The organism is Paraburkholderia phymatum (genome assembly GCF_038900715.1).
Taxonomy (GTDB): domain Bacteria; phylum Pseudomonadota; class Gammaproteobacteria; order Burkholderiales; family Burkholderiaceae; genus Paraburkholderia; species Paraburkholderia phymatum_A.
Genome location: NZ_JAYMRZ010000003.1, coordinates 426,478 through 439,027, shown reverse-complemented (window position 1 = coordinate 439,027; position 12,550 = coordinate 426,478). Strand labels below are relative to the sequence as shown.

General features: G+C 65.4%; 12 protein-coding genes. 10 read left to right on the top strand and 2 right to left on the bottom strand.

The window, feature by feature from the left end; genetic code table 11:
• Positions 1-25: 25 nt before the first annotated feature.
• On the bottom strand, positions 26-1,042 hold the full coding sequence (locus VSR68_RS08275; RefSeq protein WP_342939440.1) for an ABC transporter substrate-binding protein: 1,017 nt from the start codon (positions 1,040-1,042) through the stop codon (positions 26-28).
• A gap of 236 nt (positions 1,043-1,278) precedes the next feature.
• Between VSR68_RS08275 and VSR68_RS08270 the strand changes: the two genes are divergently transcribed.
• Together VSR68_RS08270 and VSR68_RS08265 are read left to right on the top strand one after the other, a co-directional pair.
• Positions 1,279-1,956: a response regulator gene (locus VSR68_RS08270; protein ID WP_342939346.1), complete on the top strand. Its 678-nt coding sequence runs from the start codon at positions 1,279-1,281 to the stop codon at positions 1,954-1,956.
• Positions 1,957-2,005: 49 nt separating this feature from the next.
• Positions 2,006-3,442, top strand: coding sequence for a sensor histidine kinase (locus tag VSR68_RS08265; protein ID WP_342939345.1), 1,437 nt, complete (start codon positions 2,006-2,008; stop codon positions 3,440-3,442).
• A gap of 6 nt (positions 3,443-3,448) precedes the next feature.
• On the opposite strand, the gene VSR68_RS08260 is transcribed toward VSR68_RS08265, so the two are convergent.
• Positions 3,449-3,907, bottom strand: a complete 459-nt coding sequence (locus VSR68_RS08260) for an Lrp/AsnC family transcriptional regulator (RefSeq protein ID WP_087732959.1) — start codon at positions 3,905-3,907, stop codon at positions 3,449-3,451.
• 275 nt (positions 3,908-4,182) lie between these two features.
• Between VSR68_RS08260 and VSR68_RS08255 the strand changes: the two genes are divergently transcribed.
• The 8 genes from VSR68_RS08255 (at position 4,183) to denD (ending at position 12,423) form a co-directional block, all read left to right on the top strand.
• A complete protein-coding gene (locus tag VSR68_RS08255) occupies positions 4,183-5,256 on the top strand; it encodes a Leu/Phe/Val dehydrogenase (RefSeq protein ID WP_342939344.1) in 1,074 nt (357 codons plus the stop codon).
• Positions 5,257-5,376: 120 nt separating this feature from the next.
• Positions 5,377-6,081, top strand: coding sequence for a FadR/GntR family transcriptional regulator (locus VSR68_RS08250; protein ID WP_342939343.1), 705 nt, complete (start codon positions 5,377-5,379; stop codon positions 6,079-6,081).
• A gap of 74 nt (positions 6,082-6,155) precedes the next feature.
• Entirely contained in the window at positions 6,156-7,046 is an 891-nt protein-coding gene (ltnD, locus tag VSR68_RS08245; RefSeq protein WP_342939342.1) for an L-threonate dehydrogenase, read from the top strand.
• A gap of 18 nt (positions 7,047-7,064) precedes the next feature.
• The gene (gene otnK, locus VSR68_RS08240; RefSeq protein WP_342939341.1) at positions 7,065-8,384 is read left to right on the top strand and encodes a 3-oxo-tetronate kinase; all 1,320 of its coding nucleotides are present in this window, start codon (positions 7,065-7,067) and stop codon (positions 8,382-8,384) included.
• On the top strand, positions 8,381-9,037 hold the full coding sequence (locus VSR68_RS08235) for an aldolase (protein WP_342939340.1): 657 nt from the start codon (positions 8,381-8,383) through the stop codon (positions 9,035-9,037). Before otnK ends, VSR68_RS08235 begins: the two co-directional genes overlap by 4 nt.
• A gap of 155 nt (positions 9,038-9,192) precedes the next feature.
• Positions 9,193-10,530: an MFS transporter gene (locus VSR68_RS08230; protein ID WP_342939339.1), complete on the top strand. Its 1,338-nt coding sequence runs from the start codon at positions 9,193-9,195 to the stop codon at positions 10,528-10,530.
• A 71-nt stretch (positions 10,531-10,601) separates the two neighbouring features.
• Positions 10,602-11,390 carry a 2-oxo-tetronate isomerase gene (otnI, locus tag VSR68_RS08225; protein WP_342939338.1) on the top strand — a complete coding sequence of 263 codons (789 nt, stop codon included), beginning with the start codon at positions 10,602-10,604 and terminating at the stop codon, positions 11,388-11,390.
• Positions 11,391-11,436: 46 nt separating this feature from the next.
• The gene (gene denD, locus VSR68_RS08220; RefSeq protein WP_342939337.1) at positions 11,437-12,423 is read left to right on the top strand and encodes a D-erythronate dehydrogenase; all 987 of its coding nucleotides are present in this window, start codon (positions 11,437-11,439) and stop codon (positions 12,421-12,423) included.
• The last annotated feature ends 127 nt before the right edge of the window (positions 12,424-12,550 follow it).

Sequence of the window (12,550 nt, the reverse complement as noted above, 5' to 3'; positions counted from 1 at the left end):
GAGTGGTGATGGACGACGATACGGCTTACTTCGAGGCCGTCGCGACCGTCGAGACGTAGTCGTTCGAATAGGTCTTCGCGAGATCGATGTGCTTGCCCTTCACCGACGGATTGAACGCCGACAACACCTTCAGCACCGTCTCGGGACCATCGGCGGGCATCTTGCCGTCCTTCGTGAACATCGGCAGCGAGGCCTTCAGCGCGGCCACGTACAGGTCCTTGTTCGAGCCGTAGTAGTCCTTCGGCATCTTCGCGGCGATGTCGTCGGCGCTATGCGTCGCGATGAAGTTCAGCGTCTTCGCGAACGCATGCGAGAGCTTCGTCGCCTCGGCCTTGTGCGATTCGGCCCACGCGCGCTGCACGTAGAAGCTCGAAGCCGGATACGTGCCGCCGAGCGCCGCGCGCGTGCCTTCGATCGTGCGCATGTCGACCAGCACCTTCGCATCGCCCATCTTCAGCAGTTGCGAGACGGTCGGCTCGGTCGTCATGCCGGCCTGGATGCGGTCCTGCTTGATCGCTGCGATGAAGCTGTTGTCGGCGCCGACGGGCAGCAGCGTGTATTGCGTCGACGGGATGCCCGCGCGCTGCGCGAGGTATTGCGTGAGGAAGCTCGTCGACGAACCGAGGCCCGTCACGCCGAGCGTCTTGCCCTTCACGTCCGCCATGCTCTTGATCTCGCCCGCTGCCTTCGTCGATACCATCTCGACTTCGCCCGGCACCTGGCCGAAGATCACGAGCGCCTGCACTTCCTTGCCCTTGCTCTGCAGGTCGATCGTGTGATCGTAGAAGCCGACCACGCCTTGCACGGCCCCCGCGAGCAGTTCGTTTTCGGCATCGACGCCCGCCGGTTGCGAAAGGATCTCGACGTCGAGCCCTTCGTCCTTGAAGTAGCCGAGCTGTTCCGTCAGCTTCGCGGGCAAATAGATGATCTTGGCGGCGCCGCCGACCATGATCGAGATCTTCTCGGCGTGAGCGCTGGCGGAAGCCGCGGCGAGGGCGAAGGCGAGGCCGGACACGGCTGCGATCTGGCGGAAGGTACGCATCATCAGTCTCCTTGTGGTGAGGCGCCGGCCGCTTTGGCATCGCGGCATCGCGCCTTTTTGAATGAGTGGGGCGATTATAGAAAGCTCAAACCTTCTGTCAGCTTTCGGGAGCCGCGCCGAAATATGGGTGTTAACCCGATGCAAGCGCCGACAAACAGTCGACATACAATCGCGCGGCAGTGCCGCACACACGCGATGGCGAACCCGGCGCTGCTTTACATGCATTCCGTTGACCGATGAAACTGCTGTTGATCGAAGACAATCCGACGCTCTCGCACTGGCTCGCGCGCATGCTCGAGCAGGAGGCGTTCGCGCTCGATGCCGTGCAGGACGGCGAAGCCGCCGATCAACTGCTGCGCACGAACCGTTACGACGTCGTGCTGCTGGACCTTAATTTGCCGAGGCTGTCGGGCAAGAACGTGTTGCGGCGTCTGCGTCAGCGCGGCGATGCGACGCCCGTGATGATCCTGACGGCGAGCGGCTCGATCGACGAAAAAGTCGAGCTGCTGGGCGCGGGCGCCGACGACTATCTGGTGAAGCCGTTCGAAGTGCGCGAACTGGTCGCGCGCGTGAAGGTGATGATTCGCCGGCAGACGGCTTCGACCGCGAACGAGGTGTCGTGCGGCGATCTCATGTTCGACATCGACACGCGGCAGTTCGCGTTGAAGGGTGCGCCGCTCAACGTCACGCCGCGCGAGCGCAGTGTGCTCGAAACGTTGATCCTGCGCATGGGCAAGACGGTGTCGAAGGCCGCGCTGATGGACTCGATCTTCACGCACGACGATCAGCCCAGCGAGGACGCGCTCGAAATCTACGTATCGCGGCTGCGTAAGAAGCTCGACGGCAGCTCGGCCGCGATCGTCACGCTGCGCGGGCTCGGCTATCTGCTGCGCAAGAAGGACGACGTCGAATGAAGCACCATTCAAGGCGCGATCCGAAGCGCGACCCAGGGCGCAACGCGCGATGACCAGCAGCCTGCGCATCCGTCTGCTGTGGTGGCTGCTCGTGCCGCTCGCGATCTACGTGTTCGTGACGGGCAAGGCCGAATACGACAACGCGCGCCGCACTGCCGATCTCGTGCAGGACAACACGCTGCTGTCGTCGGCGCGGATGATCGCGGGCGAAGTCGAATGGGCGGACGGCATGCTGCGCGTCGATATCCCGCCCGCGGCGCTGGAAATCTTCGCGTCGCCGTATGGCGATCAGGTGTTCTACAACGTGAGCGTCGACGACGATCGGTTGCTCGCGGGCATGCCAGATTTTCCGCTCGGTGCATCCGCGCCGTCATCTGCATCCGCCACGCACGATACGCCTACCTACTACGACGCCGAGCTGCACGGCGCGTCGATACGCGCGATCGGCTACGTGCGTCGCATGTACGACAACGGCGCGACGCGGCGCGTGCTCGTGTCGGTCGGCAAGACGCAGGCTTCGCGCGATGCGATGGTGCGCGAACTGTGGCGGCCGCAGCTGGTGCGCCAGATCGAGATGATGCTGCTCGCCGTGGCGCTCGCGTGCATCGGCCTGACGTTCGAGCTGTGGCCGCTGCTGAAGGTGAAGGACGAAGTAATGGACCGCGATCCGATGCAGCTCGAACCGTTGCGTGTCGATCGACTGCACACGGAGCTGCGGCCCATCGTCGATGCGATCAATCAGTGCATCGCGCGACTCGGCTTGCAGGTGGCCGCGCAGCGGCGCTTCATCGCGGATGCCGCGCATCAGTTGCGCACGCCGCTCACGCTGCTCGACACGCAGTTGCAGTACGCGCGGCAGCATCGCGAACTGGAGCCGTCGCTGGGCGAAGCGCTGGCCGCGATGCAGCGAAGCAACCGCTCGATGGTCGGCCTCACGAACAAGCTGTTGTTGCTCGCGCAAGCGGAAGCCGCCGACTACACGCGGCTCGCGAACGAGCCCGTCGATCTCGCCGCGATCGCCAAAGAAGTCGTCGAAGACCTTGCGCTCTTCGCGCAGAATCGCGGCATCGATCTCGGCGCGGAACTCGACGCGTCTGCGTGGATGATCGGACACGAGGGCCTGCTCTCGGCGCTCGTGTCGAATCTCGCCGAAAACGCGATTCGCTATACGCAGCCCGGCGGACACGTGACGGTCGCCGTGCATGGCGACGCGGCGCGCGTCACGTTGACGGTCTCCGACAACGGCCCGGGCATTCCCGCCGAAGCGCGCAGCCGCGTGTTCGAGCCCTTCTACCGCGCCTCCGCCGATACGGAAGGCACGGGCCTTGGTCTCGCCATCGTGCGCGAGATCGTGCAGGCGCATCGCGGCGAGATCGCGCTCGAAACTGGGGGAAACGCGGGGGAGAAGGCAGCGGGCGCGATCGGCGACGCGCGCGGCCTGACGGCGCGCGTCACGTTTGCAGCGGCATCTGCGAAGTCGGCATGACGCGCGTCACGGCTCGACCGATACCGAGCGCTTGAGGCACCGCAACGCGAAGATCGAGCGGCTGTCCTGAAACCCGGGCAGCCGATACAGCTTGCGTCGCAGGAACGACTCGTAGCCTTCCGTGCCCGCGACCGCGACCTTGATCAGATAGTCGTATTCCCCCGACACCAGAAACGCCTCGACCACTTCGGGCAGATCGGCGAGCGCTTCGCCGAAGCGCTCCAGCGTGCGCTCGTCGTGCTTCGCGAGCTTCACTTCGATGATCACCGTGTCGGGCAGGCCGAGCGCCTTCTGGTTCAGCAACGCCGCATAGCCTTCGATCACGCCCGCTTCCTCGAGCGCGCGCACGCGGTTCCAGCATGGCGTCGCCGACAGGCCGACGCGCTCGGCGAGCTTCGCGTTGGAAAGACGCCCGTCGTTGCGCAGTTCGCGCAGTATCCGCTGATCGGTGGAGTCGAGTTTCATGTGTGCGGCCGAGGCTTGCTGATGAATCGGAAGACGAATCGTCTTCACGGTCGGTTTTGCATAGGCGATTATTCTGCCACGGCGCGCCGATTTCCAGATAAACAGAACAAATCTCCGAATTTGGCCGCCTACACTTTTTCGATCGGGGGATCGGCGGACCCGCTGCCCTCGCGATTCGCACGCATGCGTTCGCAACCCGCACGACATGCGGCCCGCCGCCGCGACGTCATCGCTTCGCGCCGGCTCAACCGCCTGCCCACAAGGAAGGAACACAGATGGACCGACTGACGACGAATTTCGCTGGAACGCTTTTCGGGCTTCACGGCGAACCCGCCCACGAACGCATTGTCGTGGCCAGCGACGCGCAATCCGGCCTGCAAGCCGTGATCGCCGTCTACAGCACGGCGCGCGGCCCCGCGTTCGGCGGTTGCCGCTACTGGCAGTACGCGTCGGAGTACGAGGCGTATCACGATGCGCTGCGTCTGTCGCAAGGCATGGCGTTCAAGAACGCGTTGGCCCGCCTTCCGTTCGGCGGCGGCAAGGCCGTGATCCTGAAGCGTCCCGAGCAGATGGATCGCACCGCGATGTTCAAGGCGTTCGGCCGGCTCGTGCAATCGCTCGGCGGCGTCTATCTGACGGCGGAAGACGTGGGCACGACAGCCGACGACATGCGCGCCGTGCAAAGCGAAACGCCCTACGTGAGCGGCATTCCGCGCGACAACGACGTGTACGGCGGCAACCCGTCGCCGCGCACCGCGTATGGCGTGTTCGTCGGTCTCAAGGCGGCCGTGCAGGTCGCGCTCGGGCGCGACACGCTGGACGGCGTGTCGGTCGCGGTGCAGGGGCTCGGCTCGGTGGGCTGGGACCTGTGCGAGCGGCTGCATGCCGCAGGCGCGGAGCTGATCGTCTCTGATATCGACGCGGGCAAGACCGGGCGCGCGAAGCATCTGTTCGGCGCGCAGGTCGCGGACACGGCGCGCATCGCGAGCGTCAACGCGGACGTGTTCGCGCCGTGCGCGCTCGGCGGCTCGATCACGGAAGCCGTAGCCGCGCAATGCGAGTTCAAGGTGATCGCGGGCGGCGCGAACAATCAGCTAATGTCGCTCGCCGAGGGCGACACGCTGCACAAGCGCGGCATCTTCTACGCGCCCGATTTCCTCGTGAACGCGGGCGGCATCATCAGTTGCGTGCGCGAGTATCTGGGCTCGTCCGACGAGCAAGCCGTGCTGGCAGAAGTCGCGCAGATCGGTCCCCGCGTGTTCGAGCTGGCGGAACGCGTGAAGGCGACGGGCATCGCGCCGGCGCGTGCGGCCGTGGCCTGGGCGCGGGAGCAGATGAAGGCCGTCTGATTTCGACGTGCCGCGCCGCGGGCGATGCCTCGCGGCGCGTTGGGCTAAGGGTTCATCCCGATGGCCCTTCCTTTTCGCAAATTTGTATGATGACCTTATGACATCGCGAATTTGTGGAACATGTTCGAGAAAATCCCCAACAAGGCGCTGAGCGATACGGTCGCGCAGCAACTGCTCGCGCAGATCGACAAGGGCGCCTTTGCGCGCGGCGGCAAGCTGCCGACGGAAGCCGTGCTCGCGCAGGAGTTCGGCGTGAGCCGCACGGTGATCCGCGAAGCCATCTCGCGTCTGAAGAACGAAGGCGTGGTCGAGCCGCGCCAGGGCAGCGGCGTCTATGTGTCCGTGCATGGCGCGATCCGGCCGCTGCGGATCGACTACGCCGAGGCGATCGAAGGCGGCTCCGTCTTGCACATTCTCGCGGTGCGGCGCGCGATCGAAGCCGAGGTCGCATCCGAGGCCGCGATGCGCCGCACGGACGCCGACATGGCCACCATCGACGCCGCGCTCGCGAGGATCGACGAAGCCGTCGCCGACGGGCGCGACGGCGTGGCCGAAGACGTCGCGTTTCATCGCGCGATCGCGGCCGTCACGGGTAATCCGTACTTCATGAAGACCCTCGCGTTTCTCAACCAGTACCTCGAAGCGGGCACCGTCGTCACGCGCCGCAACGAGGCGCTGCGCGAGGACTTTTCGCGTCAGGTGCGCGACGAGCACGCGGCGATCGTCGCGGCGATTCGCGCGGGCGACCCGATGGCCGCGCGCAACGCCGCGCAGACGCACATGTACAACGCGGCGCGCCGGCTCGCCGAAGCAGGCATCTGCTGATCCAAATGCGCGGCTGGCGGCTGGTCGAAAGCCGCGCAAGCCGTAATCCGAAGCATCGTTCGTAGAGGAAAGTGATGGCCAGAAAAGTCGGAGTGATTGGTCTTGGCGCAATGGGCATGGGCGTCGCGCGCTCGCTGCTGCGCGGCGGGTTCGATGTCCACGCATGCGACGTCCGCAGCGAAGTGCTCGACGCGTTCGCCGCCGATGGCGGCACGCGCTGCGCAAGTCCCGCCGAACTCGGCGCGCAATGCGACGTCGTCATTACGCTCGTCGTCAACGCGGCGCAAACGGATGCCGTGCTGTTCGGCGAACAGGGCGCCGTGAAGTCGATGAAGCCAGGCAGCGTCGTGATCGCCTGCGCGACCGTCGCGCCCGACTTCGCAATCGACCTCGGACGCCGCGTCGAAGCGGCCGGCCTGCTGATGCTCGACGCGCCTGTTTCCGGCGGCGCGGCGCGCGCGGCATCCGGCGAAATGACGATGATGACCTCAGGCCCCGCAGCCGCCTATGCCGCCTGCGAAGACGTGCTCGCCGCGATGGCGGGCAAGGTGTATCGGCTGGGCGATCAGCATGGCGCGGGCTCGAAGGTGAAGATCATCAACCAGCTGCTCGCGGGCGTGCACATCGCGGCCGCCGCCGAGGCGATGGCGCTCGGTCTGCGCGAAGGCGTGGACCCCGCCGCGCTCTACGACGTGATCACGCACAGCGCGGGCAATTCGTGGATGTTCGAGAACCGCGTGCCGCATATCCTCGACGGCGACTACACGCCGCTGTCGGCTGTCGATATCTTCGTGAAGGACCTTGGCCTCGTGCTCGATACCGCGCGGCGTTCGAAGTTTCCGCTGCCGTTGTCGGCGGCGGCGCATCAGATGTTCATGATGGCGTCGACGGCGGGCCACGGCGGCGAAGACGATTCCGCCGTGATCAAGATTTTCCCGGGCATCGATGTGCCGGCGAAGCGCTAAACGAAGGGACTGCACGACATGACGATCTCCGCCAACAAGCCGCTGCTCGGCTGCATCGCCGATGACTTCACGGGCGCCACCGATCTCGCGAACATGCTGGTGCGCGGCGGCATGCGCACCGTGCAGACCATCGGCGTGCCAGCCGCCGACACGCGCATCGAAGCCGACGCGCTGGTGGTCGCGCTGAAGTCGCGCACGATACCCGCCGGCGATGCCGTCGCGCAATCGCTGGCCGCGTTCGAGTGGCTGCGTGCGCAAGGCTGCCGGCAGTTCTTTTTCAAATACTGCTCGACGTTCGATTCGACCGACGCGGGCAACATCGGCCCGGTCGCCGATGCGTTGCTCGATGCGCTGCATGCGTCGAGCGCCGATGCGCCGATCACGATCGCGTGCCCGGCGTTTCCGGAGAACGGCCGCACGGTGTATCGCGGGCATCTGTTCGTCGGTGACGTGCTGCTGAACGAGTCGGGCATGGAGCATCATCCGCTCACGCCGATGACGGACGCGAACCTCGTGCGCGTGCTGCAGCGGCAGACGCAATCGAAGGTCGGGCTCGTGCACTATGACGCGGTCGCGCAAGGTGCTGAAGCGGTGCGCGCATCGATCGATGCGTTGAAGCGCGACGGCGTGCGCATGCTCATCGCGGATGCGATTTCGGATTCCGATCTCTACACGCTCGGCGAAGCGTGCGCGGACCTGCCGCTGATCACGGGCGGCTCGGGCGTCGCGCTCGGCTTGCCGGCGAATTTCCGCCGCGCGGGCTTGCTCGGCGGCGATACGGACGATGCGGGCGAGTTGCCGCGCATCGAGGGCGCGTCGGCGGTGCTGGCGGGCAGTGCATCGAAGGCGACGAACGCGCAGGTGGCCGCGTGGCGCGAGACGCGTCCCGCGTTCCGCATCGATCCGCTCGCGGCGGCGCGCGGCGAGCCTGTCGTCGAACAGGCGCTGGCCTTCGCGCGCGAGCACATGAACGCCGCGCAGCCGCAGCCCGTGCTGATCTACGCGACAGCAACGCCCGAAGAAGTGAAGGCCACGCAACGCGAACTCGGCGTGACGGAAGCGGGGCATCTCGTCGAACGCACGCTGGCTTCGATCGCGCGCGGCCTGCATGACATCGGCGTGCGCAAGTTCGTCGTCGCGGGCGGCGAGACTTCGGGGGCCGTCGTGCAGGCGCTCGGCGTCGAGATGCTGCGCATCGGCAGGCAGATCGATCCGGGCGTGCCCGCGACGGCGAGCATCGGCGCCGCGCCGCTCGCGCTCGCATTGAAGTCCGGCAACTTCGGCGCCGTCGATTTCTTCGCGAAGGCGCTGCGTCAACTCGATGGAGGCGCGCAATGACGCCCGCCGTTCACACTGGCGACGAGACGAAAATCCGCGAAGAAATCTGCGTGACGGGCGCGAGCCTGTACGAGCGCGGCTACACCGTCGGCAGCGCGGGCAATATCAGCGCGCGCCTCGACGATGGCTGGCTCATCACGCCGACGGACGCCTGTCTCGGTCGGCTCGACCCCGCGCAGATCGCGAAGGTCGATCTTGCGGGCAACGCGGTATCGGGCGGCAAGCCGTCGAAGACGCTCGCGCTGCATCGCGGCGTCTACGAGCGCAATCGCGACGCGCGCGGCATCGTCCACACGCATTCGACGCATCTCGTCGCGCTGACGCTCGCGGGCGTATGGAGCGACACCGACGTGCTGCCGCCCATCACGCCGTACTACGTGATGAAGGTCGGCCACATTCCGTTGATCCGCTACAAACGTCCCGGCGATCCGCAAGTCGCGCAGCAGATCGCCGCGCTCGCCGACAGCGTGCGCGGCGTGTTGCTCGATCGGCTCGGGCCTGTCGTGTGGGAGCGCTCGGTATCGCAGGCTTCGTATGCGCTCGAAGAGCTGGAAGAGACGGCGCGCCTGTGGCTGATGACGAACCCGCGCCCCGCGCCGCTCGACGAAGCCGCGCTCGACGAGTTGCGCGATGTGTTCGGTGCGCGCTGGTAACGCGGCGATATTCAACTGGTCCGCAAAAGGGTCCGCAAAAAGGTCCGCAAAACGACGCGAACCGTCCGTATCGATCAACCCTGGCAAAAAAGCCGGAGACCGCCCGACGTGACGCGAGCGGTCCGAAACCGGCGCCATTCCGAAGGAGACAACACATGACTGGTTATCAGGCGGCATCCGTTCGCCCCGCTTCACCCGCCGACGCCGCCAACCAGCCCGGCGCCGCTGAAATCGAACGCACCTTTGGCAAGGTGTTCTGGCGCATCGTGCCGTTTTTGATGCTGTGCTATGTGGTCGCGTATCTGGACCGCGTCAACGTGGGCTTCGCGAAGCTGCAGATGTCGCAGGACCTCGCGTTCAGCGAGACCGTGTTCGGACTCGGCGCGGGCGTGTTCTTCCTCGGCTACTTTCTGTTCGAGCTGCCGAGCAATATCCTGATGCACAAGCTCGGCGCGCGTATCTGGATCGCGCGGATCATGATCACATGGGGCGTGCTTTCCGCACTGTTCGTGTTCGTGAAGACGCCGACGCAGTTCTACACGCTGCGCTTTTTGCTCGGTCTTGCCGAAGCCGGTTTCTACCCTGGCGTGATCCTGTACCTGACCTACTGGTTCCCGTCGCACCGACGCGCGAAGATCATCGCGGTGTTCATGTCGGCGATTCCGGTGTCGGGCATCTTCGGCAATCCGCTGTCGGGCTGGATCATGCAGACCTTCGATTCGCATCACGGCTTTGCCGGCTGGCAATGGATGTTCGTGATCGAAGCGGTGCCCGCGATTGCGGTCGGCATCGCGACGATTCTCTATCTCGACAATGGCATCGCCAGCGCGAAGTGGCTGACTGCGCACGAGAAGAAACTGCTCGCCGATGAAATCGCCGCGCAGCCGCAGGAAAAAGCGAAGTCACATTCGCTCGGCGCGGTGTTCCGCGATCCGCGCACGTGGTGGATGTCGCTGATCTACTTCGCGTTCGTCACGGGCCAATACGGACTCACGTTCTGGATGCCGACGCTCGTCAAATCGACGGGCGTGACGGGCGCATTCGAAATCGGTCTCCTGAGCGCGATTCCGTTTCTCGCCGCGATCATCGTGATGAACGTGATGGGCCGCAGCGCGGACAAGTACCGCGAACGACGCTGGCATCTGATCGGCCCGGCGCTCGCGGGCGCAGTCGGCTTTACGATTGCGGCATCGTTTGCGAACAATACGGCCGTGTCGATTACGTTCCTGTCGATCGCTGCAGCGGGCGTGCTGACTTGCGCGCCGCTCTTCTGGTCGCTGCCGACAGCATTCATGTCGGGCGCGACGGCTGCGGCGGGCATCGCGATCATCAATTCGGTCGGCAATCTCGCGGGCTTCGCGAGCCCGTACATGATCGGCTATCTTAAGGATGTCACGCACAGCACGCAGTCCGGCATGTACGTGCTCGCCGCGATGCTCGTGCTCGGCGCGATCGCCGTATGGCTGACGCCCGCGCGGCTTGTGAACCGCTAAACGCACCATTGCGCGAAGGCCGGATGCGTCGCGTATCCGGTTTTCGTTTGATCGATAAAGGAGTTGCTTCGATGCCTCGCTTCGCCGCCAATCTGACGATGATGTACAACGAACACGCGTTCCTCGACCGCTTCGCCGCTGCCGCGCGCGATGGCTTCGAGGCCGTCGAGTTTCTGTTCCCTTACGAATACGCCGCCGCCGATCTGAAAGCGCGTCTCGACGAACACGGCCTCACGCAAGCGCTCTTCAACGCGCCGCCCGGCGACTGGGCAGCGAGCGAGCGCGGCATCGCGTCGTTGCCGGGCCGCGAGGACGAGTTCCGCCGCAGCGTCGATACGGCGCTCGAGTACGCGCGCGTGCTCGGCAACGACAAGCTGCACGTGATGGCCGGTCTGATCAGGCCGGAGCAGTCGCGTGCCGCGCATCGCGACGTGTATCTGAAGAATCTCGCGTATGCCGCGAAGACCGCGCAAGCGGACGGTATCACCGTCGTCATCGAGCCGATCAACACGCGCGACATTCCCGGCTTCTTTCTGAACCGCCAGGACGACGCGCAGGCGATCTGCGCGGAAATCGGCGCGGCGAACCTGAAGGTGCAATTCGATCTTTACCACTGCCAGATCGTCGAAGGCGATCTCGCTGTCAAGCTCAAACGCGACATGGCGGGCATCGGCCACATCCAGATTGCGGGCGTGCCCGAGCGGCACGAGCCGGATATCGGCGAAGTGAACTATCCGTATCTGTTCTCGCTGATCGACGAACTCGGCTACGACGGCTGGATCGGTTGCGAGTACCGGCCGCGCGCGGGCACGTCGGCGGGACTCGGATGGATCAGGCCGTATGTGAAGCCACGCGGCTGATCGACAGGCGCATACGACAGACCCACATATTGAGGAACGACGGCACATGAAAGTACTGATCACAGGCGGCGCGGGTTTTCTGGGGCAGCGTCTCGCGCGCGAACTGCTTGCGCGCGGCGAGTTGAAGGGCGCAGACGGCCGGCGTCAGCCGATCACCGAACTGGTGTTGCTCGACGTCGTGGCCGCGCCGGGTCCGAACGACGCGCGCGTGCGGATCGAAAGCGGCGATATCGCAGAGCGCGGCGTGCTCGAAAGGCTGATCGACGAAAAGACTTTGGCGATATTCCATCTCGCCGCCATCGTCAGCGGCCAGGCCGAAAGCGATTTCGATCTGGGCATGCGCATCAATCTCGATGCGTCGCGGCTGCTGCTCGACGTATGCCGGATGCGCGGACACAAACCGCGTGTCGTGTTCACGAGTTCGGTCGCGGTCTATGGCGGCGACCTGCCCGAGGTCGTGCTCGACGATACCGCGCTGAATCCGCAATCGTCGTATGGCGCGCAGAAGGCGGGCGCCGAGCTGCTGCTGAACGACTATTCGCGGCGCGGTTTCGTCGATGGCCGCGTGCTGCGCCTGCCGACGATCAGCGTGCGGCCGGGCAAGCCGAACGCGGCGGCGTCGTCGTTTGCGAGCGGCATCATCCGCGAGCCGCTGACGGGCGAAAAGGCAGTATGTCCCGTGAACGGCGCGACGCGCTTGTGGCTGCTGTCGCCGCGCAAGGCGATCGAATGCCTCGTGGCCGGATGCGAGATCGACGGAGCCGCGTTCGGCAACCGGCGCACGGTGAATCTGCCGGGCGTGTCGGTGAGCGTCGACGAGATGATCGCGGCGCTGCGCGACGTGGCCGGCGATGCCGTTGCGGCCCGGATCGAATGGAAGGCGGATGAGCGCGTCGAGAAAATCGTCGGCAGCTGGCCCGCGCAGTGGGACACGTCGCGCGCGCAACAGCTCGGCTTTGCCGGCGACGCATCATTCAACGATATCGTCCGCGCGTTTGTCGACGACGAACTCGGCGGGAAGATTCCGGCGTGATCCGCGCGGGTCGCAAGTCATACTAAAAGCCTACAACGCAAGGCCACGCGTATCGGCGAGACGACTTCGCTGCATGACTTGACTGCATTTGCTCATAGCCCACTATCTGGCACGGCGCACACTGAAA